General features: G+C 58.0%; 17 protein-coding genes. 12 read left to right on the plus strand and 5 right to left on the minus strand.

Annotated features, from left to right (window positions below; genetic code table 11):
- Positions 1-25: 25 nt before the first annotated feature.
- Both HB376_RS28565 and HB376_RS28570 read right to left on the minus strand, forming a co-directional pair.
- Positions 26-2,272 carry a polysaccharide biosynthesis tyrosine autokinase gene (locus tag HB376_RS28565; protein ID WP_213767073.1) on the minus strand — a complete coding sequence of 749 codons (2,247 nt, stop codon included), beginning with the start codon at positions 2,270-2,272 and terminating at the stop codon, positions 26-28.
- A 229-nt stretch (positions 2,273-2,501) separates the two neighbouring features.
- Complete coding sequence (locus HB376_RS28570) at positions 2,502-3,389, minus strand: polysaccharide deacetylase family protein (RefSeq protein ID WP_255631622.1); 888 nt, start codon at positions 3,387-3,389, stop codon at positions 2,502-2,504.
- An 837-nt stretch (positions 3,390-4,226) separates the two neighbouring features.
- Here HB376_RS28570 and HB376_RS28575 point away from each other — a divergent pair.
- The 3 genes from HB376_RS28575 to HB376_RS28585 all read left to right on the plus strand — a co-directional run bounded on the left by HB376_RS28575 (position 4,227) and on the right by HB376_RS28585 (position 7,565).
- Entirely contained in the window at positions 4,227-5,150 is a 924-nt protein-coding gene (locus HB376_RS28575) for a glycosyltransferase family 2 protein (protein WP_213767074.1), read from the plus strand.
- Between the two features lie 45 nt (positions 5,151-5,195).
- Positions 5,196-6,731: a flippase gene (locus tag HB376_RS28580; RefSeq protein WP_213767075.1), complete on the plus strand. Its 1,536-nt coding sequence runs from the start codon at positions 5,196-5,198 to the stop codon at positions 6,729-6,731.
- A gap of 99 nt (positions 6,732-6,830) precedes the next feature.
- The gene (locus tag HB376_RS28585) at positions 6,831-7,565 is read left to right on the plus strand and encodes a hypothetical protein (protein ID WP_213767076.1); all 735 of its coding nucleotides are present in this window, start codon (positions 6,831-6,833) and stop codon (positions 7,563-7,565) included.
- 163 nt (positions 7,566-7,728) lie between these two features.
- On the opposite strand, the gene HB376_RS28590 is transcribed toward HB376_RS28585, so the two are convergent.
- Both HB376_RS28590 and HB376_RS28595 read right to left on the minus strand, forming a co-directional pair.
- Complete coding sequence (locus HB376_RS28590; protein ID WP_213767077.1) at positions 7,729-8,769, minus strand: acyltransferase; 1,041 nt, start codon at positions 8,767-8,769, stop codon at positions 7,729-7,731.
- Between the two features lie 145 nt (positions 8,770-8,914).
- Positions 8,915-10,111 carry an acyltransferase gene (locus HB376_RS28595; protein WP_213767078.1) on the minus strand — a complete coding sequence of 399 codons (1,197 nt, stop codon included), beginning with the start codon at positions 10,109-10,111 and terminating at the stop codon, positions 8,915-8,917.
- Between the two features lie 222 nt (positions 10,112-10,333).
- On the opposite strand from HB376_RS28595, the gene HB376_RS28600 reads away from it, so the two are divergent.
- From HB376_RS28600 to HB376_RS28610, 3 genes are all read left to right on the plus strand, one after another.
- Positions 10,334-10,507: a hypothetical protein gene (locus tag HB376_RS28600; protein ID WP_213767079.1), complete on the plus strand. Its 174-nt coding sequence runs from the start codon at positions 10,334-10,336 to the stop codon at positions 10,505-10,507.
- Positions 10,508-10,772: 265 nt separating this feature from the next.
- Positions 10,773-11,804 carry an ADP-heptose--LPS heptosyltransferase gene (locus HB376_RS28605; RefSeq protein WP_213767080.1) on the plus strand — a complete coding sequence of 344 codons (1,032 nt, stop codon included), beginning with the start codon at positions 10,773-10,775 and terminating at the stop codon, positions 11,802-11,804.
- A 372-nt stretch (positions 11,805-12,176) separates the two neighbouring features.
- The gene (locus HB376_RS28610) at positions 12,177-13,154 is read left to right on the plus strand and encodes a transposase (RefSeq protein ID WP_255631623.1); all 978 of its coding nucleotides are present in this window, start codon (positions 12,177-12,179) and stop codon (positions 13,152-13,154) included.
- Positions 13,155-13,266: 112 nt separating this feature from the next.
- On the opposite strand, the gene HB376_RS28615 is transcribed toward HB376_RS28610, so the two are convergent.
- Positions 13,267-14,772, minus strand: coding sequence for a mannose-1-phosphate guanylyltransferase/mannose-6-phosphate isomerase (locus HB376_RS28615; protein ID WP_213767081.1), 1,506 nt, complete (start codon positions 14,770-14,772; stop codon positions 13,267-13,269).
- Positions 14,773-15,285: 513 nt separating this feature from the next.
- Here HB376_RS28615 and HB376_RS28620 point away from each other — a divergent pair.
- From HB376_RS28620 to HB376_RS28645, 6 genes are all read left to right on the plus strand, one after another.
- Entirely contained in the window at positions 15,286-16,656 is a 1,371-nt protein-coding gene (locus HB376_RS28620; protein WP_213767082.1) for an undecaprenyl-phosphate glucose phosphotransferase, read from the plus strand.
- Between the two features lie 63 nt (positions 16,657-16,719).
- Positions 16,720-18,111 (plus strand): UDP-glucose/GDP-mannose dehydrogenase family protein, encoded by a 1,392-nt coding sequence (locus HB376_RS28625; protein ID WP_213767083.1) that lies wholly within the window; start codon positions 16,720-16,722, stop codon positions 18,109-18,111.
- Positions 18,112-18,237: 126 nt separating this feature from the next.
- A complete protein-coding gene (locus HB376_RS28630; protein ID WP_213767084.1) occupies positions 18,238-18,693 on the plus strand; it encodes a low molecular weight protein-tyrosine-phosphatase in 456 nt (151 codons plus the stop codon).
- Positions 18,687-19,862 (plus strand): polysaccharide biosynthesis/export family protein, encoded by a 1,176-nt coding sequence (locus tag HB376_RS28635; protein ID WP_213767085.1) that lies wholly within the window; start codon positions 18,687-18,689, stop codon positions 19,860-19,862. Before HB376_RS28630 ends, HB376_RS28635 begins: the two co-directional genes overlap by 7 nt.
- 46 nt (positions 19,863-19,908) lie before the next feature.
- Positions 19,909-22,131, plus strand: a complete 2,223-nt coding sequence (locus HB376_RS28640) for a polysaccharide biosynthesis tyrosine autokinase (protein ID WP_213767086.1) — start codon at positions 19,909-19,911, stop codon at positions 22,129-22,131.
- A gap of 48 nt (positions 22,132-22,179) precedes the next feature.
- Positions 22,180-23,166 (plus strand): glycosyltransferase family 2 protein, encoded by a 987-nt coding sequence (locus HB376_RS28645; protein ID WP_213767096.1) that lies wholly within the window; start codon positions 22,180-22,182, stop codon positions 23,164-23,166.
- Positions 23,167-23,208: the final 42 nt, after the last annotated feature.

The raw sequence follows: 23,208 nt of genomic DNA on the forward strand, positions 1-23,208 counted from the left end.
CGCCGCTGCCCCATCGCAGAGCCGTTCACTGAGAACTGGAGTCGTAGTGATGCGCGACGGAGGCGTATGTGCCGTACCGCCTCGCCAGTGCGTAGTTGCTGCTGCGCACTTTCACCCTGTTGAGCACAATCCCGCTGATGCGAGCGCCCGCCTGGCCAAGACGCTTGATCGTTGCATCGATTTCGCCGACGAGCGTATCCGCAAAGCGCACGACCAGGAAAACCGAACCGGCGACTGGAGCCATTATTCCTGCGTCGGACACCGCGAGGACCGCTGGTGCATCGATCATGACGATGTCATAAGCCCGCGACGCATCGCGGACGCACTCGCTGAAGCGTCCAGTCATCAGGAGATCCGCGGCGGCCGCCGGGTAGCTGCCAGTCTGAAGAAGATCGAGGTTGGGCGTTCCTCCCGATGTGACGACCTCATCGAACTGCCTGAGACCCGACAGCACCTCGCTGAGCCCTTCGCCCTTTGGAACGCCGAGATACCGGTAGAGTTGCCCCTTTCTCAGATCGCCATCGATCAACAGCACCCGTTTGCCGCCCGCGGCGAGCAACGTCGCGAGGTTAGCCGCCAGAAACGATTTGCCTATCTCGGGCAGTGGGCCCGCAAGCATGATCACGTTGTTCGGCGCGCCGATCAGCAGTAACTGGATGGCGGATCGCAGCGTGCGCAGACTTTCAATGGCCGGGTCGCGCGGATAGCTGGCCGCGAGAGGCAGCTGCTGCGGCAAATTCCGGTCAGCCCTGCGCGTGATCTCTTCCTGCCTGTCGCTCACCGGTATCGTCGCGTAGACACTCAATCCGCTTGCGGACTCAATGTCGTCGGTATCGGTTACGCCCCGGCGCAATCGATCCCACATGATGGCGCTTCCTCCCCCGAGCATAGCGCCCAGCAAGAGCGAGCCGAGCATGATCAGCCGCTTCAAAGGCTTGACGGGACGGGCAGGAACTTCTGCGGGATCGATGATTTCCGCCGAGCCTGCTTTTCCCTCGCTCACCAGTTGCATTTCTTCCGCATACTTGCGCATTGCCACATACACGTCGGTGTTGACACGAACATTGCGCATCAATTGCAGCGCACCCTGCTCGGCCCCAGGCATGGCGCGCACGCGGAGATTCAGCGCATCGATTTCGCGCTGGGTTGCCTCAATCTGCTGGTCGGCCGCCACGATATTCGGATTCGCGGGACTGAGCGTTGCGGAAAGCGCCTGACGCTTGCGCTTAAGGTCGAGCAGCGCCGCATTGTTATCAGCAATTTGCTTGAGTAACAGCCGCCCCTCTTCGCCGAGATCGAGCATCCCGTTCGCGTCGCGATAATTGTTGTATGCGGTCTCCGAATTCGTGACCTGTTTCTCCATGTCCGGCAACGCTTCGTTGATGTGGGCGAGGGCATCCTGCGCGATTCTGGCCTTGCGCTCTTTGTTCCAGTTCACATACAGGTCGGAGATTTCTTTGACCGTGCTAGCCAGTACTACGGGGTCGGTGCCCTGCATGGACAGCTTGATGACATTCGTCTTCGTGCCCGCCTCGGCGAGTTTGAGCTTCTTTTGCAGTTCTTCTACCAGCAGTGGTTCCGAGTTCCGGGTGACGATAAACTCACCGCCCGGCTGGCTGTGCATGGAGTCAATGCGTAGGGTCAGCGGCCCCGCTTTCGTGTCGAATCGCTCCGTCACGCCAATGCGTCCAGTGACGCTGGACGCAAGTCCGGGACCAACGAGCTCGTAGCGGCCATCGGCAAGGGCGCGAACGGCGAATTTCTTATCTTCGAATTTTTCGGGAACGTCAAAAGCGCCCACCTTGATATTCTCGTCGCCCCAGACGTAGCCTCCAAGCCCCAATAGGCCTGGAGCAGAAAGGCCTTCGCTGTCGTGGGCGATCATCGACCCGATCAGCGGAAAACGGTGCGGTTCCGCTTCGATATAGAGCTTATTGTTGGCGACCGCCTGTGCAACGATGTGCCTCGATCCTATAACCTGAATCGCGCCCTCGGCCGATGCTTTGTCGTTGAAAGTGGGTGCGGCGTAGTAACTCAGCGAATCTGCTGCTGCTGCCGGCTGCTGCTGGTCGGCATCGGCGACCTTGATCAGCGCATCAGCCTCATAGACCGGCGGAGCAAGAAACGCATAGGCGCAGCCGATCAGAAAAGCACTGATAGTGGTGACTGCAATCAACCTTTTGTGATCCAGCAGGGAATCGATAGCAGTGAGAAAGTCGATCCCGTCGGTCGACGAAGATTGCTGGGCATGCTTCTGGTCTTTCGTTTTCATCCGAACCTCATCAGAACACGATACACGGCGCACGCAACCCACGCGGTGCACCCCAGCCGCCCTGGTCCAATCCCTCGATTACCGGGCCGCTAGCCCGCCGCGACGATATCGCAGCGCTGCCCGAACTTGTCCGCTCGCCCGACTATTGCATTGCGACTTACTCTAGCTGCATACCCACGGGGGAACTGCGCGAAGCTGCACATTTCCCGATCAAACGTTTCAACCGCGATCAGAATTGCGGAAAACGCCCGTCCCATCGTCCGCTGCGAAACCAGTACTTAAGCAAGCGCGGAATACCCGTCAATTGAACCGCGAACATGGCGGTTGACGCCTCGTCGCCGATAATCATCGCCCGCAGACGGAACGGGTCGGTCCGTTGATCGTTCCAGCCGATGTCGCAAGTGCGCGCAGTTTTGTACCCAGCCGCTTTTACCAATTCAATTTCTCTCGGGCCATAGTTGCCATTGGGAAAAGCAAAGTGCTCGCAGTGGCGGTTCACAAGGGCCTCCACCTCGTGCTTCGAACTGGCGATTTCCTCTGCGCATTCGGTGTCGTCACAGTGCGTGAGAATCGGGTGAAATCGCGTGTGCGACTGAAAGTCCACGAAGGGCCGCATTTCCTCAATCTGCCTGATTGCGAGCCCGGTCGCCCGATCGTCGCCGTCCTGGTGAAAGCCCGCTTCTTCGAGTTCCGCGACGCGCGCATCGTTCGACTGTTGCTTCAGGCGCTCGAGGCCCGCGCGTTGGGCGCCCGGATGCATCCACCAGTGCATGCGCGGCCGGCCAACAATACGGCTGCATAGAAAGATAGTGGGGCGTACTTTGTGTTTGATGAAGACTGGTAACAGTTCCGCATTGCCCGCATGGCCGTCATCGAGCGTGATCGCTGCGCGCGGACGGCCCGTTCCAGGTTGGTTAAAGTCTTCAAGCGGTACGAGATCGCAGAACTTGCTGAGGTATGTGAGGTGCCGGTCCAGCGTCGCCGGATCGGGATCGTGATAGAGCAGAATGGCGAGACGGTCGCGCCATAGCAGCATGCGCGTCGCACGCGCAAGACCTATCCAGATCAGGAGCTGGACAAGTGCTTCCTTTAGCATCGTCTTCTTTCCCATGGTCATTGCCCTTTCTGCTGACGGATAACCTGGCACCCATGCGTGCATGACCAACCGGCGCGGTGCGTCTTTGCCGCCGGCAGAATTGATGGCTGTATTTCTCGAAGAACCCGCTATAACCACGCCTGTCGCATCCCGACGTCATCGCTGAACAGCTTCGCGATATACCGCGCGCTTCGGACGGCAATGCAGATTGGCGTTGAGACGTTTTACCGAGGTCGTTTTACCGATCACTTACGTGCCTTTCAGCAGGTATGCCGAGCGCCGCATGGATTGATATGACAAGTCCGGATTGCGCGTCTTCCTGCCTGGTCGGTTACTCCTGCACCCGTTACACACAGAAGTTCAAGGTTGAGTCTAATAGTGGGGATGACCTTCCTCAGTGCGCTGGCGCACAGTGCCAAGAGAAGCGATGCAAAGAGCCCACCGGTAGTCGAGACTGGCCTGCGGCGCTGCTTCACAAAGGACGTTGCGAATTTTTTAGCCAGTCGCGCCCGACGGGGACGTCCCCTCGCTTCCTCTGGCACTGTGCGCGAGCGCACTGAGGGAGGCCGCGTCCACTATTACACTCAATTCAAACGCCACTGCATAGCCACCACTGTCGTACAGGCAATTACGCGCAAAGACTCGCATCCGGACCCGTCAAATCGATCTACACGGCGCTCTGCATGCCTGCCAAAATCATAGGGTCTGGTCTGAACAATCTGAAACCTGAAGCATCCGCTGGTCGGTCTGGCGGAGCTGATCAACTAGCGATCGCGCACCCGACCGACTCCCGCTGCTGGAGCGCTGCCGGGAACACCTGTGGAAGGGCCCAATGAAATCGGTGGAGCGCCAAGCACAATGCTCAAAGATCGGGTAACGGTAATACTGTCTACTTACAACGGCGAAAAGTATCTTGCCGAACAACTGGACAGCATCCTGTCGCAGGAAGACGTGGACGTCACGCTACTGATCAGGGACGACGGGTCGCGCGACTCCACCCTGTCTATCCTGCGCGACTTTGCTTCGCGCCATGACAACGTCCAGTGGATCGCCGGCGATAACCGGGGCGTGGCCGGAAGCTTCCTCACCGCTCTAAAGCAGGCCGACAGTTCAAGCGATTACTACGGGTTTTGCGATCAGGACGACGTCTGGGAGCCACGCAAGCTTGCCAACGCAGTGCAGGCATTACGTGCCGAAGGCGACAACGATCTACCGATGCTCTATTGCTCGAAGCTGGAGATAGTCGATGAAAGTCTGCGGCATATCGGATTTACGAAAAGACTGTTCAGGGACATCGGCTTCAAGAATGCGTTGTTTCAGAACATCGTGTATGGATGCACCGGCGTCATGAACCGGTCGGCCCGAGACCTGGTGATCTCGACCGAGTCGGTGCGCGAGATCCTGATGCACGACTGGTGGTGTTATCTCGCGGTATCGGCGTTCGGTCGCGTGATCTTCGACGACCGCTCTGCAATCAAATACCGGCAGCACGGAAACAATCAGGTAGGTGCCCGCACAACCATCCTTGGGCGAATCAGGATGCGCTATGAGCGCACGTTCAGAGGGTTGAACGGTCGGTTTCCGTCTGAACAGAACAGTCTTTTCCTGGCGCACTACGGTCAACGCCTGTCAGGCGACAAGCGCCGCTTCATGGAACTCACGCTTGGTGCAAAGCGCAGTCTGCGCCGGCGAATCGAACTCGCCTCGTCGAGCGAGATTGTGATGCAGAACCGCCTGGACAATGTTCTCACCCGCGTCGGGATCCTGTTTAACCGGTTCTGAATGCATGGTCGTCACCGCCGGATCTGAACTCCTGGAGTATCCGAAATGCCCGCTGCTCCATCGCTTGTGAGGAATCTGGTTTACAACATCAGCGGACCTCTTCTTCCCTTCGTGGTCGGAGCCGTCTGCATTCCGCTCGTGATCAGCCACATAGGCACCGACCGGTTCGGCTTGTTGACGATCGCATGGACCGTAATCGGCTATCTCACGATTTTCGACTTCGGCCTGGGGCGAGCCCTCACGCTGCATGTTTCGCGTAGTGTGGGCGCCGGCCGGCTTCACGAACTCAGGCCCATCGTCCGAAGTGCATTGACCATGATGGTTCTGATAAGTCTGATCGGACCTGTCATGGTGGTGTTCTTCAACGATGCATTCATTGCCTGGTTGAAGGTCAAGCCTGTCTATCTGAATGAGACACGCGCCTCGTTCCTCATGTTGGGCTTCGCCATTCCACTCGTTGTGTTGACGAGTGGCCTGCGTGGCGTGCTCGAGGCATTTCACCGCTTTGACGTGACCAACGGCGTTCGCGTCTTGCAAGGCATCTGGACCTTCGCCGGGCCTGTATGCGTGTTGCCATTCACGGTGCGACTGGACGCAATGGTGGCTGTGCTGCTCGTCGGACGCGTGGCGTCGACGCTCGCGTATGCCGTGGCCGTGTACAGGGAGTTGCCGGCGCCGGACCTGACACCGCAGACAACCTCGGTCAGCCTGAAGGACCTGCTCTCCTACGGCGGCTGGACGGCCGTGTCGAACATGTTGTCCCCTGTCATGGAGTACATGGACAGGTTCTTTATCAGCTCGGTCCTCGGCGCGGCGGTTGTTGCGTTCTACACCACGCCCTACGAACTGGTGTTTCGGCTGAACTTCATTTCCGAAGGCATTCTCGGCGTTCTGTTCCCGTTGATGTCAAAGCGGCTCGCGCTCAGCGCAGACGGAATGGCGGGAGAGGAGATGATGAGCCTCGGCACGAAACTGATGAGCGCTTGTGTGTTTCCGTTTGTGCTGGTTATCGTTATCGTCGCACATCCGCTTTTGCGTCTCTGGCTGGGACCGGTTTTCGAGCAGAAAAGCGCGTTCGTACTGCAAGTGCTTGCTCTCGGATTGCTGGTCAATAGTCTCGCGAAAGTACCGTCGAACCTGATTCAGGCGAATGGACGCTCGGATATTACCGCCAAGCTCCATATAGTCGAACTGCCCGTCTACATACTCTGTCTTCAATGGGTGCTGGCGCGGTATGGCATCGAAGGCGCCGCGGTGATCTGGAGTCTGCGGATGTTGCTAGACCTCGTTTTGCTGCTGTGGGTGAGCGGTGTTGTGGCCAGCGTGCCCGCCGTCGCAATATGGCGACTGGCACTGATCTGCACCTTGCAGACGCTGGCCGTGGGCGGAGCTATCGTAGTCGATGGCATAGGCTGGCAAGTGGTCTACGGCGCGATATGTCTCGCGGTGCTGTCGCTCGCGTTCTATCGCTATGTACTTCTTGAGACGGAACGTGTTCTATTGCGACACATGGCGAGCCGAACGCTAGTCATGGTTGCGCGACGGAGCCGTAATAAATGCATCAACAAAACTGAAGCCTGACGACGAGCCCTTCGTGTTGTGTTGATGGCGGGGGTTCAAATGAAACATTCAGGGAATCTTTGCCGGGGCCTCGTAATCGCAGGCGCAACATGTCTCGCGATGATGACGGCCCCTGCCGTGCTGGCCGATGACGCGGCGCCGCTGACGATCACCATTGGAGAAGCGGTGCGGCATATGAAGATGCCGCACGAAGCCATACCGTATGGCGTTCCTGCATCGTATAACTGGAGCAAGAAACCGGTCGTTCAAGATATTAATGCTGCCGCGCGTAACTTTCGCTCGATGACGGGGTGGGGCCAGATATTTCGCGCCGATGGTACCGAACCGATCAGCCTGCGTGTATCGCTCAGAAACCTGAGAACTTACGTGCTCACGACTTCTGGAAATCTGGAGCTTGTCCAATCGGAGAACTCGTTCGATGGCGCCCAGTTCGAGACCGACTATAAGGGCAATCGGCACACACAAGCCGACATTGGACGCGACGCGCAGGGCAATATAGCCGTCACCACGAACCCGTTCGCCGCATTTCATTTTTGGCCGACCTCAGTTAGAGCGGCAATCGACCCGCAAGCGGTTCGGGGCGTGATCGTGACACTAGAGGCAAAACTTGATCCTGAGCCGGGGAGCACGGAGGCAGACCTGAGCAAGCGGCTGGTCCTCTCGGTAGGGGCTGACTACTGGCTTGCCATGGACTCGGAGTGGGACAACTACCGCACGAATCTGGGCCTGGGGGTGGGGCGTTTCGAATATGTCGGTACGCAGTGGAAATGCTTCACGATGACGACGATCGATCGTGAGGATGCGCGGATTCTGGCTACCGCGATTCAGTGTTAGTACTCGCCTTGGGTCGTATCGCAATGGCAGGATTCGGTTGACGGTTATCAAGCCTTGAATGCAGCCGGGGCGGGTGCCCCGATGACCATGCGCACCGCTTAAAAAAGCGCGAGCATGCATGAATCCCGTTGTTCTTTCGGTTTGCCGATTTTCGCTAGTGTGTTTAGGGCTTCACTGGCGTCGCCTCCGGAGCCTCATTGATCGGTGCTCTTGTGTGAGATTTCAACTTGAGGAAAGGTCTTTCTATGAATCGGAAAGACGCCGCAGCGACCAAGTACGATAAAGGTATCGCTATAATTTGCAATCGTTTCGGTAAATTCGAGAGGGCAATCAGAATAATTGGATAATGCCATAGGTACAGCCCATAGGAAATGCGCCCGGTATAAACAAGCGGTCGAAGCGACAACACCTTCTTTAGCCAACCATCCTCAAGCGCTGCCAATATGAGCCATGCAGCGCAGATGGCAGATATGCTTAGGCCAATAGTTTGAGCCTGAATCGTTCGAGGTTCCATCATTGTCAATAGGAGTATCATTATAAATGCGGGAATTATTGCTGTTCTTTGAGCGAACCTTGACAACTTTAAATGTGGCCTCAAGAGCGCGAATGCACAGCCGATCATGAGCGCGTCAACATGCGTATCCAGTCCGTTGTAGGTTCGCTCCAGGTCGGCACCAGAAAGAGCCAGATTAGATCTCCATAGCGTGACGGCCAGAATCACAAAGATAACAAAGTAAATTCTATTTGCCTTGCTACCTAGCAACATCATTGAAATGGGCCAAAGAATATAGAATTGCTCCTCCATGGATAGCGACCACGTATGCCCAATAATGTCCTCAGGTAACCAATGAAATGCTCTACTCCAATTCATCAGATAAACGGAAGCTATGGCCGCCGCCTCGAGGATTGCGTGACGATGTTCGACATTATGTGTCAGGGCGGCACGCACTACGACGAATGCCAGAACGCACGCGAACGCCGGCGCAAGCCGGAGGAATCGGTTGATATAGAATCTCTTTAAATCTATGTTGCCATATCTGTCCATCTCGTTCGTGAGGATAGTGGTTATCAGATAACCGCTGAGTACAAAGAATATATCTACGCCCACCCATCCTCCGGGCAACCATGCAGACGAAAAATGAAACACGAGCACGGAGCAGACGGCGACGGCGCGCAGGCCATCAAGGGACGGTTCATATCTCATGGCTCAATCCAATTTGATTGATTCTTTATTGGTCTGACGCGGATCGCTACATTTCCGCGCCGGTTCCGCCTGCACCCCCAGTGGCGGAGGGACGTTGAAGAGCAGGTCTCTAAAAAGTCTGTTGAAGCCTTTAAGTTCCGTTAAATCAGGGCGCGTCTTTTACGACGATTCGCCGTGTCTGCATTACATACCGAACCCACCTGGCTACGCCTTCCGTCTGTTGCATGGCGGGCTTCTCAATTAAATTGAATGTGGTAAAGCAAATCAAAATAAGAGCCGGGGTTGTTAGTGAAATCACGCTCCAGTAACCAATAGGAGATAGCATTCCCGCGTGATTTTTTCCGATAATAAAATTGAAAAGCGTGAACAGGACAATTCCGTGCAAGAGATATATGCTGTAGGCCATCTCGCCGAACATTCGCGAGAGAGGATTGCTTAGTACGCCAAATACCGTGGCGCCGCCAGCAATCAATGCAAAACTGAGCGTGAGAAGGATAAGCGGGAGGAAAGAGTAAGCGGTTGGAAACAAAACGACTACCATGATAATGGCTGCAACCACAATGACGGATGAAACTTTGCTAGCAGCAATTCGAAGAAACCAGTCACGGCGAACAAGCAATGCCGCAAGTATTCCACCGCCAAACGCCGCAAGATGCACAGGCGCTGCGCGCGTCAGAACGCAAGCCAGGACACCAATAATCCCGATTATCAGCACTGAATTCGCTGACATGGCACCAATAGCGATTGCCAACAACGGCAAGCATAGGTAGAAGCACCACTCATAAGAAAGCGTCCAGGTCACCCCCGCCACAATATTAGCGGTGCCCTTTATTCCATTTAATTCCGGCTCGCCTGAAACTGTAAAGCTCAGCCACCTTAATGCGGAGATCACGAGTTTTACTGGAGAATCAGTCAATACTCCTTTGGAAAGAACTGCTACTGTCAAAAAAAGCAAGATCATTGAAAAAAGGTATAACGGAAAAAGTCGCAACACCCTGGAAGTATACAATTTTATCCAGTCAATCTCTTTCTTCTTTCCGTCCATAATTTTCGTGAAAAACAAGAAACCCGTAATCATGAAAAATAGAGTGACACTACTTTGTCCGAAATGATTGAATAAATTCGACGGCGGTTCTTGCCATATGCCAGTTTTTAGATAGAAATACCAGACAGACGAATGATGTAAAAACACAAAAAATGCGAGATATCCTCGCAGTCCGTCGATGGTTACAAAGCGCCCCATTGCTTTTGGCGGCTCGAATCGCCAGCTCAAGGCTTTGACTGTCGCTAGTGCGAGGAGCAATGCCACAACGACGGGGAGCGGGCTAACGGGACTCATCATTTGGTATGTTCTATTGGGGTAAGGCAATAGGAGTTGTTGGTAGCATATTCCGCCGAAACCTGCAGAAGGTCAGACGGCTATTCCAAAGTGTTACCTAGCGCTCACTCGCTTGCACAAAGTTCAAGTCTGATGATTTGACCGGATCCCGCTGCTCGTCCATTCAGTGGAGGCGACTTCGCCAAGGAATTGAGGCTTCATCTAGCGCTCGGTTTCCTTGAGTGCGTGAAACGGCTCGCACGTGATGGCAACGATCATCTGATCGCTGCTGGACCGGCTTCGCAGATCGCGCAAGACCCCGTCGGCGCGTTCCGCATGCTTGATGGCCTCGGGGTGGAACGATTCACGTGTGTTTTCCCGATAGAAAAGAAGCAAGCGTCCAATGTTGCGCATGGCTGAAGGGACATTCTCTTCGTTCCCCTACAGAACTCAGCAGAGGTCATTACGCGGGGCAAGCCTCGCAACGGGCTTTCCGCGTTAGTGCAGGAATGAGATTTGCGTCGTAATTTCGTTGCCCGCCATGAAATCCAGCGGGGAGTTTGCTGTCCAGTCAGAGCGATCGTGGTATACGTCCTGTGCCACTGAGCGCCGTTATATCCGACCATGCCGCCCATTTTGACAAATGTCCCGCCGCCGCGCTTGGGCTCAACCATCTGACTCATAAATGCTGCTTGATGATGCCTCCGCGTTGACGAACGCTGGGTCGCTGCTTTCTCCTGATGACGAGATCGTGGCGCCTTACGATATCGAAGTAACGGATAGCCATGCCGTGGGTTATCGCGCACTCGGGCTTTCAAACGGCATTCGCAATGCCGCCTTGGCCGAATTCAATCCGGATTACGCAGCTCAGTCGCACGTACACGTGATTAATGGCATGGGTGTGACACTGGGTGATTCCGTCATCGGCCTTACTGCTCTTACCGCCATCAAGGCCCAGTTTCCGCGCATTTCCTTCACGATTTATCGACCGGCTCATGCGCCTGACTACGTAAAGCGTCTTTACGAGCTAGCCGCACCGTTGTTGGGTTCCATCGTGGATTTGCCGGTGAAACTTGACGCAATTACTTACAAAGAATTGGGCGTGGACCTAGGCAATCATTTATTCTGGCCAAAGTTCGCTTCGCTGCCGATGATCGATTTTTTTCTCGATGCAATGGGGATTAAGGCCGACGAAGTCCAGGCTATAGACAAGCGCAATCACTGGCTGCAGAAGCTGGCGTTGCCAAGGCCTCAGACGCTAAAGGGCGACTATGTGTTGCTGTGCCCGACCGCAAGTACGCCGGTGCGCAGCATTCCTGCATCTATGCACAAGGATTTCGTCGAAGCCTTATGGCAGCGCTACAGGCTTCCCATAGCAGGCTTTGGCGCTATCGATCATATGCTTTACACTGACGTCACTTCGCGAGCGCCCGACACGGCAGATTTCCTTGCGTGGATCAAGCACGCGGCTTATCTGGTGACGCCGGATACAGCCGCCGTTCATATAGCCGCCGGCTTTGATATCCCGACGACGGCGTTTTTCACGACCATCGCGCCTGATTTACGGGTGCGCGACTATCCACACTGCAAGGCTGTTTCCTTACCAGTTCCTGAATTGGAAGGCATACAAGCCAGCAACCGGGCATCAGATGTCGAACGGGTCGAACGCGCTTATCGGGCGCTAAGGATAGATACGGATTTTTCTGGGTTTGCTTAATAGGTGCATCGAAAAGCGTACTGAATACGGCAATCGGTGAATCGGAATAAATTACTCGGAAGTGTAAGAATTATTTGTGATAACGGTCGCTGAAAATCTACTGCTTTGTCATATTCGGGCAAACCATTAGGGTGGTATGCTTCCTGCAATAATCTTCATACGCAAGATGCCAGAGTTGGGTTGTGCGCCGCTTTGGAACCTGTTCTGCACCAGGTAGCGGATTTGATGCAGATTACATGCACCATCTTGTTGTTTTTAGCAAACGTTTGCGAATACCTCGAATTTCTTGATTCATCCGTTTACAGGCGGAAAAAATGCCTGCTACGCTTGGTTCAACATTCGCAGCGCAGTCCGGCTGCATGGAGCAACGCAATGTTTTTCGACGAACTCAGTAATGAAGAATGGGCACTGGTTGCCGCCCTCGTGACCGAAGGCGAAGTCCGTGAACACCGGCGTGGCCGTCCGCGTGCGCATCCGCGCACGATCGTGAATGCCGTGCTGTGGATTCTCACTACCGGCGAAACCTGGTCGAAGCTGCCCAGTCACTACCCGACCGTGCCCACCTGCCGCCGTCGTTTCAACGACTGGCAAATGAACGGCACGCTGATCGAAATGGTGACGCGGCTGGCATCGCGTGGCCGGTCCTTCGCCATCCTGCCGTCCACGCCGACCGAAGCGCCGCCGCGCCAGACGCAGGCCACCTACGAATGCGATCGCCTGCGCGGCGTGTTCTGGCAGAACCCGGAGTCGTGGGGCGGCTCTGACGGAAACGGCGCAAACGCGGTGGACGCATTGTTCAATACCGTCCCGCGCCGGATAGCTGAAGCGCACGACGTTGCGCGCGCCAATGCGCCAACGCCGCTGTCGGCAGGCAGGGCGGCCATGGTCAGCACGGCTTCGCGTTCGCTACAGCGCGAGCCGTCGGGCGCGGGGGCATGGCACCATTCCGTCGATCCCTTGCCAATGGCCTTCGAGCCCGACTGCGCCCCTGTGCATGACGGCCGCGGCTACGCCATCTACGCCATCGCGCGGCCGGTAGCGGGCAGCATGTTCCGCGGCTGGGCCGAAATAGTGAAGGACGGCCGCCGGGTGGAACGTTCTGGCCTGATCGGTCCGCGCTATGAAAACCCGCAGGAAGCGGCGGACTACGCGCTCGAATGGTCTCGCAGATGGATCGCGGCGCAATCCACGCGCGTGAGTCATCCTCCGCAAACCGCTGCGGACGCGCCTCATCGTGCGGCGCCTGTTGTCAATGCGGCCAGCCACGCGCCGCAGGGCGAGCCGAAGCATGACCCCGCCGCAGCGCCGGAGCGCGTTGAGATCCGCCGCTATGCGGACGTGCAAGGCTAACGCCGGATAGTGCACAGGACCACGTCTGTTCCAGTCAGTCTGGTTTGACTCAAAATGGTTTTGAGCTCGAAACGCCGAGCGGCGCGCGTCAATCACGTGCTGCTCGGTATTTTTATTGCCGGCCGTACTTGTCGTCGAAACGGACAATATCGTCTTCGCCCAGATACGTTCCCGACTGCACCTCGATCATTTCAAGCGGCATCTTGCCCGGGTTCTCGAGCCGGTGTTGCACGCCGATCGGGATGTAGGTCGATTCGTTTTCCGCAAGAATAAACGTCTCGGTGCCGCGCGTGACAAGCGCCGTACCGCGCACCACGACCCAGTGTTCGGCGCGGTGATGATGCATTTGCAGTGACAGCCGCGCACCCGGTTTCACCACGATCCGCTTGACCTGGAAGCGCTCGCCGTTATCGATGGAATCGTAATGACCCCACGGCCGATGCACCTTGCGATGATCCGCAGCCTCCTTGCCTTGCTCCGCCTTGATGCGCCCGACGATCGCCTTCACGTCCTGCACGCACTCCTTGTCCGCGACGAGAATGGCATCCGCCGTTTCCACGATCACCAGGTTATGCGTTCCCACGCACGCGATCAGCCGGCCTTCGGAATGCGCATACGTGGATGAAGCTCCCTGGAACATCACGCGGCCACGCGCGACGTTTTCTTCGCCGTCTTTCGGCAGGATCTTCCAGATTGCATCCCATGAGCCCACGTCGGACCAACCTGCGTTCAACGGCACGACGGCACCCGAGCAGACGCTCTGGTCGTTTGCCAACTGCTCCATGACGGCATAGTCGATAGAGTCCGACGGCGAGGCCGCAAACGCCTGTTTGTCGAGCCGGAAGAACTCTCCGTCGTGCGTGCCGGCATCGCAGGCGGCGCGGCAGGCGCTGTAGATGGCAGGCTGGAAATGTTCGATGGCCTTGAGCCAGATCGAAGCGCGCACGATGAAAATGCCCGCGTTCCACCAGTATTCGCCGGAGCTGACGTACTGTCGCGCGAGTTCGAGATGCGGTTTCTCCACGAACTTCTCGAGTTGCCACGCACCCGAGCTAAGCATCTGCTGGCCGACCTTGATATAACCGTAGCCCGTTTCGGCATGCGTCGGCACGATGCACATGGTGACGATCGCACCGTCCTGCGCGCACTTGGCACCCGTACCGATTGCCTTGTGAAATGCTTCGGTATCCGTAACAACATGATCTGCGGGCATCACCACGAGGATAGCGTCTTCACCAGCCGCCATTGCATGCATGGCGGCGACAGTCAGCGCGGGCGCTGTATTGCGTGCAAGCGGCTCAAGGACGAGATGTGCGCGCCTGCCAGCGGCCCGCAATTGGTCGGCGGTCGTAAAGCGGTGATCCTCGCCGCACACGATGATTGCGTCGTCTATACGCGCAGTGCCGTAGGTCAGGCCATCCAGGCGCTGTGCGGTGGATTGCAGTAGCGACTGGTCACCGATCAAGCCAATCAGTTGCTTGGGGAAGTGCTCGCGTGACATGGGCCACAGGCGCGTGCCCGCGCCACCGGCCAGGATGACCGGCTGGATTCTGAGTTTCATTTCAATGGCCCCGGGCGTGAGCGGAGTGCTGGTAATTGTCGTGTCGAGAGCGGTCATGACGAGGGAACTCCTTGGGCTTGATCGGGTATTACAATTTTTAGCACGTACTAAATAGCTGATAAATCAAAAAACAGAAAAATAATCACTTGTCATACTCAAATCGGTAACTTGGTAACTAAATCGTAACGAGAGTCATGGATTGAATTTTTTTCTTACCTTTCAGGAATTTTTTCTCGAAAATTAATCACCTTGGATTCGGCTAAACGCCTTTGTCAGCATGGTGTTGAGCGATCAGTAACAATCTGAAAAAAATTCATCAATACATCGCCTGTAGACTGCTGTTGTGGCCTTCAAACCGCTTCGTGACAAAAATAAATATGCGGAAAGACGTGAATTAAATCGCGCATTATTTTGCGGTTGCAGCATGAATTTAATTCCAGCCTCATACGGGTATGTACCAAGGCGACGAGCGCTCTCGTTTCTCCGCCTTTGCTTTCTCTCTTGCTAACCAATGAGTGAAGCTGAAGCGAGATCCAGGCAGACCGTATCTACCCACCCGAGGTGTCTTACATGTTGAGCGTGCTTTCGAGAATGATCGACATTGCGATGGTGGCGCTGGGCGCGCTGCTGGCCGCATCGCTGCACGCGGGAAATGCCGTCTGGCTCGACGATATGCAAAGCACGCTGCTCGCGTTCAATTGCGTGCTGGTGATCATGACGTTCCCGTCGTTCGGGATATACCAGTCGTGGCGCGGCAAGCCCGTGTATGACCTGCTGTGGCGCGTGACGCTGGCGTGGCTGATGGTGGAGGGCGCCGGCGTGCTGCTGACCTTCAGCGTGCATCGCGCGGATTTGCTGTCACGTATGTGGCTGATGTACTGGGGCGCGGCGACAGCGGCCTTGCTGATGATCTCGAAGGCCGGTGTACATGCCACGCTAAAGTTGATCCGTCGCGAAGGCTTTAACCAAAAAGCGGTAGCCATCGTGGGTGCGGCGCCTTATGGGGAGTTCTTGATCGAACAGATGCGCAGCCGTCCCGAGGCGGGGTTCAGCCCGGTCTATGTGTTCGATGAAACCTTCCCGGACGTCATGCTGGCCGGCGTACCGGTAAGCCGCGACCTGAACGACCTCACGCAGCTGGTGCGTGGCCGCGCGATTCGCGAATTGTGGCTGGCGCTGCCGATATCGCAGGAGCGGATCATCCACAAGCTCGTCACGGAGTTTCGCGACGACTTCGTAAATATCCGCTTCATACCGGACGTGCGCGCCCTGTCGTTCTTCAACCATGCGGTGGTTGATCTGCTCGGTGTGCCGGCCATCAACCTGGCTGCGTCGCCGATCACCGACCTCAAGGTTCTGCCGAAGCGCGTGTTCGACCGCCTGTTCGCCGCAGGCGTGCTGCTGTGCCTCGCGCCGTTGCTGATCGTGCTGGCGGTGGCCGTGAAGATGTCCTCGCCGGGACCGGTGTTCTTCAAGCAGAAACGCAAGGGCATAGACGGTTACGAGTTCGAGATCTACAAGTTCCGTTCGATGAAGGTGCATAAGGAAACGGCCGGTCACGTCACGCAGGCGAAGAAGGGCGACAAGCGCGTGACACGCGTGGGTGCGTTCCTGCGCAGAACCAGCCTGGACGAGTTGCCGCAGTTCATCAATGTGCTGAGAGGCGAGATGTCGGTGGTCGGTCCGCGTCCGCATGCGCTCGAACACGACGACATCTACAAGGATCTCGTCAAGGGGTACATGTACCGGTATCGCATCAAACCCGGCATCACCGGCTGGGCGCAAGTGAATGGTTTTCGTGGCGAGACCGACCGTATCGAAAAGATGATGGGGCGCGTGAAACTCGACCTGTACTACATGCAGCACTGGACCTTCGGCCTCGACATGAAGATTGTTGCAATGACCTTGTGGAAGGGTTTCGCCGGTTCGAATGCTTACTAAGAAGTTTACCAAGACCCCCGCCAAGAACGCTTTGAATAATTTGCCAACCCTGGAGCGCGTGCTATGAAACTCACCATCATCGGTAGCGGCTATGTAGGCCTCGTGACGGGCGCGTGTCTGGCCGATATCGGTAACGACGTGCTGTGCCTCGATCTCGACGAACGCAAGATCGCAATCCTGAACGGCGGCGGCGTGCCGATCCACGAACCGGGCCTGCAGGACGTGATCGCACGCAATCGTGCGGCAGGACGCCTGAGCTTTTCCACCGATGTCCAGGCTGCGGTTGAACACGGCGAAGTGCTGTTCATCGCGGTGGGCACGCCCTCCGACGAGGACGGTTCCGCCGACCTGAAGTACGTGCTGGCTGCGGCGCGCGACATCGGCCGTTATATGAACAACTTCAAGGTGATCGTCGACAAGTCGACGGTGCCGGTCGGCACGGCGCGTCGCGTGAAGGCAGCAATCGATCTGGAACTCGCCACGCGCGGTGTGCAGCACATGTTCTCGGTTGTATCGAACCCGGAGTTCCTGAAGGAAGGCGCGGCTATCGACGACTTCACGCGGCCCGACCGGATCGTGCTGGGTTGCGACGACGACGTACCCGGCGAACGCGCCCGCGAACGCATGAAGCGCCTGTATTCGCCGTTCAACCGCAATCACGAACGTACGCTTTACATGGACGTGCGCTCGGCCGAATTCACCAAGTACGCGGCCAACGCCATGCTCGCCACGCGTATCTCGTTCATGAACGAACTCGCGAATTTCGCGGATCGCGTGGGTGCGGATATTGAGGCGGTGCGTCGCGGTATTGGTTCCGATCCGCGCATTGGCTACGATTTCCTGTACGCGGGTTGCGGTTATGGCGGTTCGTGCTTTCCGAAGGACGTGCGTTCGCTGATCCAGACGGCGGGCGAGTACGACGAGCAGATGGAAATCCTGAAGGCGGTCACCTCGGTGAACGAGGCGCAGAAACAAACCCTTGCCAACAAGATCGTGGCCCGTCTGGGCGATGATCTGCGCGGCAAGAAGTTCGCGCTGTGGGGCCTGGCGTTCAAGCCGAATACCGACGACATGCGCGATGCCCCCAGCCGCGTACTGATCGCGTCGCTGCTGGAACGCGGCGCGTCGATCAGCGCCTACGATCCGGTCGCAACCGACGAAGCACGCCGCGTGATCGCGCTCGATCTGCACGACACACCTGCGCTGCTCGCTCGCCTCACCTACGCGAACGATCACACCGAAGCCCTCGATAACGCCGACGCGCTGATCATCGTGACGGAGTGGAAGGTATTCAAGAGCCCGGACTTCGACGGCATGAAGCGGCGTCTCAAGACCCCGCTGATCTTCGACGGCCGCAATCTCTACGAGCCGGAAACCATGAACGAGATCGGCGTGGAGTATCACGCGATCGGACGTGGCGTACGGCAAGCGGTGAAGGCGCCCGTAGCGGTCTGAGCGGGTTCTCCAAGCCAGCAACATTAGCTGGTCAATAAAAACGATATCGACACACCAGGCGTGGCGAGCGCGGCTTCGGTTGAAGGACCCGATGCCGCGACTGCGCCGCTTTAACGGATACAACCCATGTTTCGAAGCGTCTTGATTGTCTGCCATGCGAATGTCTGCCGAAGCCCTGCCGCGGAAATGCTGTTCCGCGCTTACGCCGGCAAGTTAGCGGGGAAAGACGCAAGACGCCCGATCGAATTCCGCTCCGCCGGCCTCTTTGCCGAGGAAGGCCGCCACATCGATCCAACGATGTACCGCTTGCTGGCGGAGCGCGACGTAGATCCATCGGGACACTCCGCGCGCCGGCTCGACGAGTCCATGGCGCGCGCAGCCGAGTTGATTCTCGTGCCCGAAAGACAGCAGATTGCCGCGATTGAACAGATGGCGCCGTACACACGCGGCAAGGTGCATCTGCTTGGCAAGTGGGAAGACTCTGAAGTGGCCGATCCTTACGGCGGCCACGAAGTTGCCTATCGCGAGAGCTTCGGGCTAATCGAACGTCTGGTCCAGGGATGGCTGAATAAAATATGGTGAACCGGTCTCTAGTCTTATCTGTCTCCGTGGTCTTTTCGCTGACGACTTTTTTGTCGGCTTGTGGCGCCTTGCCGGGTTACAACCTGAACACGTCGCGCCTGGACGATTCCGACCCCACGCCGAGCGCGACCTATTCAGTGCACCTGATCACGGCGGACGTGATCATGCAGCAGAACCGGCCGGGTCCGGCAGCGGCGTTGCCGCCCGCGCGTTTTGCCGATCCGGCGCAATACGTGTATCGCCTGGCGCCGCAGGACGTGATCGGCATCACGATATGGGATCACCCGGAGCTGACCACGCAGCAGGGGCAGACCTTGTCGGCGGGCGGCAACACCACGCAAACGATCGCTGGCGCCCTCGCGCAGCCATACACCACTGCGTTGCCCGGACAGGCCGATCCGTTCGGGCAGACGGTCTCGCCTGACGGTACGATCTACTTCCCGTTCGTCGGCAAGATGCACGTTTCGGGCAAGACGGCCGGCGAGATTCGCGATCAGCTCGCGGCGGGCTTGTCGCCGTACCTGAAGAAACCGCAAGTCGATGTTCGCGTGCTTGCTTATCGCAGCCAGAAGGTTTCGGTGACCGGCGAGGTGAAGACGCCCGGACCGCTCGCGATGAGCGATGTGCCGCTCACGCTGGTCGATGCAATCACCCGCTCGGGCGGCACGAACGCCGACGCCGACCTGCAGCGCGTGCGCCTCACGCGCAACGGCAAACTCTATGTGCTCGATGCCGACGGCGTGCTCGATCGTGGCGAGATTTCGCAGAACGTGATGCTGCAGTCGGGCGATATCGTGAACGTGCCGGATCGTACCGACAGCCGCGTGTTCGTGATGGGCGAAGTCAAGACGCCGCTGCCTGTTTCGATGATGAAAGGCCGCCTGACGATCGCCGATGCGCTGACGCAAGCCGGCGGCATCCTCGACACGGACGCGAACGCACGGCAAATCTATGTGGTGCGCGGTGCACGTGAGAAGCCGACCTCGCCGGAGATTTACCGGCTGGATCTGACACAACCGGATTCGCTGCTGCTGTCCGCGCAATTCCAGCTTCACCCGCTCGACGTGGTGTACGTGGGCACGGCTGGCGCCGTCCAGTTCAACCGCATGGTCAACCAGGTTCTGCCGACCTTGCAGACACTCTTCTACCTGAAGGAACTGACGCGATGAACGCTTTTCAGATCGTCGAATACCTCAAACCAACCGGGGTTGAATCGTGAGCACGCCAGCACATTCCTATCAGGGCAAGACCGAAGAAGAGGACGTTGTCCTCGGGCAGTTGCTGCAGGTGGTCCTCGACGACATCTGGTGGCTGATCGGTACCGCGGCGTTCATCATTCTCGCCGCGGCCGGGTACTGCTACGTCGCGAAGCCGGTCTATTCCGCCGACGCGCACGTTCGCGTGGAGCAGTCCGACAATACGTCGCAAGCGCTCACCCAGACGCAGACGGGCGCCGCGATCGGTAATTCGTCCGGCGCGCTGCCGACCGACGCCGAGATCGAGATCATCAAGAGCCGTGGCGTGGTGGCGCCGGTCGTCACGCAGTGCAAGCTCAATTTTTCAGTGAGTCCGATGACCGTGCCGGTGCTCGGCAGCATCGCTGCACGGCTCGCCACGCCAGGCAAACCCGGGAAGCCGTGGCTCGGCATGACGTCGTATGCGTGGGGCGGTGAACAAGCCACGGTCGATTCCATTGAAGTGGTCCCGTCGCTGGAAGGCGTGAAGCTGACCATGACTGCGCTCGGCAACGACCGCTATTCGCTGGGGACGCCGGAAGGTGTGCCACTGCTCGAAGGCCGTGTGGGTGAGATGGCGCAGGGCAATGGCGTATCCATCGATGTCACGAAACTGGTGGCGCGTCCCGGTACGCGCTTCGTGGTGTTACGGGCCAATGACCTCGATGCCATCGCCTCATTTCAGTCGGGCATCACGGTCGTCGAGCAGGGCAAGTCGACCGGTGTGATCCAGATCTCGCTCGAGAACGGTGACCCCGCGCGCGCGGCTGAAATTGCGAATGCGCTGGCCGATTCGTATCTGCATCAGCACATTGAAAGTAAGCAGGCGGATGCCGAAAAAATGCTCGCGTTCCTGAAGAGCGAACAACCGCGACTGAAGGGTGATCTCGAGCGTGCTGAAGCCGCGCTGACGGAATATCAAAGCAAGTCCGGTTCGATCAACGCAAGCGACGAAGCGAAGGTTTACCTTGAAGGCAGCATCACGTACGAGGCGCAGATTTCCGCATTGAAGCTTCAGATCGCCACATTGGACCAGCGCTTCGAAAGCAGCCATCCGGCGCTCATCGTCGCGCAGCAGCAGCTTGGCCAACTGGAAGCTGAACGTGCGCGCTTCAGCGAACGCTTCAAGAATCTTCCGGCCTCCGAAGTAAAAGCCGTATCGCTGCAGCGCGATGCAAAAGTGGCCGAAGACATCTACGTGCTGTTGCTGAATCGCGTGCAGGAGTTGTCGGTGCAGAAGGCCGGGACCGGCGGCAACGTGCATATTGTCGATGCAGCGCTGCGGCCGGGTGCGCCGATCAAGCCGAAGAAATTCCTCATCATGTCGGCGGCCGTGATTCTCGGTCTGATCCTTGGGACTGGCCTCGTGTTCCTGCGCCGCGCCATGTTCAAGGGCATCGTGGACCCGGACAAGGTCGAGCGTCTGGCAGGCTTGCCGCTGATCGGCCTCGTTCCCATGAGCATGGAACAGGTGAAGCTCGATGCGGAAGCGAAGCGCACGGAGCGTGATCGTGACCGGATTGCGCCCATACTCGCGACCATGCGTCCAAACGATGTCTGCGTGGAAATCATGCGTAGCCTGCGTACGTCGCTGCAGTTCACGCTGATGGAAGCGCGCAATCATACGGTGATGCTGACGGGTCCGGCGTCGGGTGTCGGCAAGAGCTTTCTCGCGGTGAACCTCGCCGTGCTGCTCGCGGCATCGGGCAAGAAAGTGTTGCTGATCGACGGCGACATGCGGCGCGGCAAGCTGGAACGTTCGTTCGGCGTCGAGCGCACGAATGGCCTGGCGGAATTGCTGGCCGGCACGGTCGGACTTGAGCAGGCGATCCGCACCACGCGCACGCCGTTCCTGAGTTTCATGCCTGCGGGCAAGCGTCCGGAGAATCCGTCGGAGCTGCTGATGTCGCCGCGCTTGCAGCAATATCTCGACGGCCTGGGGCGCGTGTACGACGTAGTTTTCATCGATACCCCGCCGGTGCTCGCCGTCACGGATGCATCGATCATTGGCAAGCTTTCGGGGACCAACTTCCTCGTGATGCGCTCAGGCGCGCACAACGAAATGGAAATTTCCGATGCGATCCGGCGTCTGCGCTCGGCGGGTATTCCGCTGCACGGCGCGATCATGAACGGCATGCCGCAACGTTCGCGTGGTTATAACCGCGGACACTATGCGGCGGTTGAAGACTACTTGAATGTTTGAACGCGAGCGGAGCGCTGCATGACATCGACCCCAGCATCGACCTCAACCCTGACCCTCTCCGTGATGGTGCCGACATATCGTCGTCCCGCCGACCTGAAGCGTTGCCTCGACGCGTTGCGTGCGCAGGCTCGCCCGGCGGATGAAGTGCTGGTCATCGCGCGTCCCGAAGACGATGCGACGCATCGCGCGCTCGAAACGGAGCTGGCCGCGAACAATCCGTTCGAGTTGCGTGTGATCGAGACAGGTCTGGGCGGGCAGGTCGCGGCGCTGAACCGCGGACTTGATGCGGCGCGCGGCGACATCATCGCGATCACCGACGACGACGCCGCGCCGCGCGTCGACTGGCTCGCACGGATTGATCAAGCCTTCAGCGACGATCAAACGCTGGGCGCGCTCGGCGGGCGCGACTGGGTGTTCGAACGCGGGGCGCTGCTCGATGGCGAACGTTCGGAAGTCGGTGTGATACGCCGCACCGGCAAGATCTGCGGCAACCATCATCTGGGCGTGGGCGCGCCACGAACGGTCTCGTTGCTGAAGGGCGCGAACATGATTTATCGACGCTCGGCGGTGGGCGGATTGCGTTTCGATACGCGTCTGCGCGGCAAGGGCGCGCAATCCGCCAACGACCTCTCGTTTAGTCTGAGCGTGCGCCGTACGGGCTGGAAGATGGTCTACGATCCGCGTGTGGCGGTCGATCATTTCCCCGCCGAACGTTTCGATGACAACGGCCGCGACGCACAAACACTGGACGCGCTCGCCGACACCGCATACAACCTGCATCTGGTATTGCGCGAGCATCTGGGTCCGGTGGCGCGGCACATCGCGTGGTACTGGTACGCCGCCATTGGCACCCGTGCAATGCCCGGCTTCGCGCATGCCTTGCTGGCCCTTACCCGCAGTCGCGATACCGCCAGCTGGACGCGTTATCGCGCGATGCGTCGAGGCGCCAACGACGCCCGCCGCGACGCGCAGCACGTGCCCGCAGCCTATGCGCTCGCCATGCGCGGCCGCACCGACGGCGCGAGCGCCGTATGAGCCGCGTAGCGCGGGTCCGGAACTCACAATATCAGGGCGACG

The sequence above is a fragment of the Caballeronia sp. dw_19 genome (genome assembly GCF_018449515.1).
Taxonomy (GTDB): domain Bacteria; phylum Pseudomonadota; class Gammaproteobacteria; order Burkholderiales; family Burkholderiaceae; genus Caballeronia.

Coding starts and splice junctions, on each gene's coding strand:
- HB376_RS28565 (WP_213767073.1), bottom strand. CDS start 2,272: ATGAAAACGAAAGACCAGAAGCATGCCCAGCAATCTTCGTCGACCGAC.
- HB376_RS28570 (WP_255631622.1), bottom strand. CDS start 3,389: ATGACCATGGGAAAGAAGACGATGCTAAAGGAAGCACTTGTCCAGCTC.
- HB376_RS28575 (WP_213767074.1), top strand. CDS start 4,227: ATGCTCAAAGATCGGGTAACGGTAATACTGTCTACTTACAACGGCGAA.
- HB376_RS28580 (WP_213767075.1), top strand. CDS start 5,196: ATGCCCGCTGCTCCATCGCTTGTGAGGAATCTGGTTTACAACATCAGC.
- HB376_RS28585 (WP_213767076.1), top strand. CDS start 6,831: ATGATGACGGCCCCTGCCGTGCTGGCCGATGACGCGGCGCCGCTGACG.
- HB376_RS28590 (WP_213767077.1), bottom strand. CDS start 8,769: ATGAGATATGAACCGTCCCTTGATGGCCTGCGCGCCGTCGCCGTCTGC.
- HB376_RS28595 (WP_213767078.1), bottom strand. CDS start 10,111: ATGATGAGTCCCGTTAGCCCGCTCCCCGTCGTTGTGGCATTGCTCCTC.
- HB376_RS28605 (WP_213767080.1), top strand. CDS start 10,773: ATGCTGCTTGATGATGCCTCCGCGTTGACGAACGCTGGGTCGCTGCTT.
- HB376_RS28610 (WP_255631623.1), top strand. CDS start 12,177: ATGTTTTTCGACGAACTCAGTAATGAAGAATGGGCACTGGTTGCCGCC.
- HB376_RS28615 (WP_213767081.1), bottom strand. CDS start 14,772: ATGACCGCTCTCGACACGACAATTACCAGCACTCCGCTCACGCCCGGG.
- HB376_RS28620 (WP_213767082.1), top strand. CDS start 15,286: ATGTTGAGCGTGCTTTCGAGAATGATCGACATTGCGATGGTGGCGCTG.
- HB376_RS28625 (WP_213767083.1), top strand. CDS start 16,720: ATGAAACTCACCATCATCGGTAGCGGCTATGTAGGCCTCGTGACGGGC.
- HB376_RS28630 (WP_213767084.1), top strand. CDS start 18,238: ATGTTTCGAAGCGTCTTGATTGTCTGCCATGCGAATGTCTGCCGAAGC.
- HB376_RS28635 (WP_213767085.1), top strand. CDS start 18,687: ATGGTGAACCGGTCTCTAGTCTTATCTGTCTCCGTGGTCTTTTCGCTG.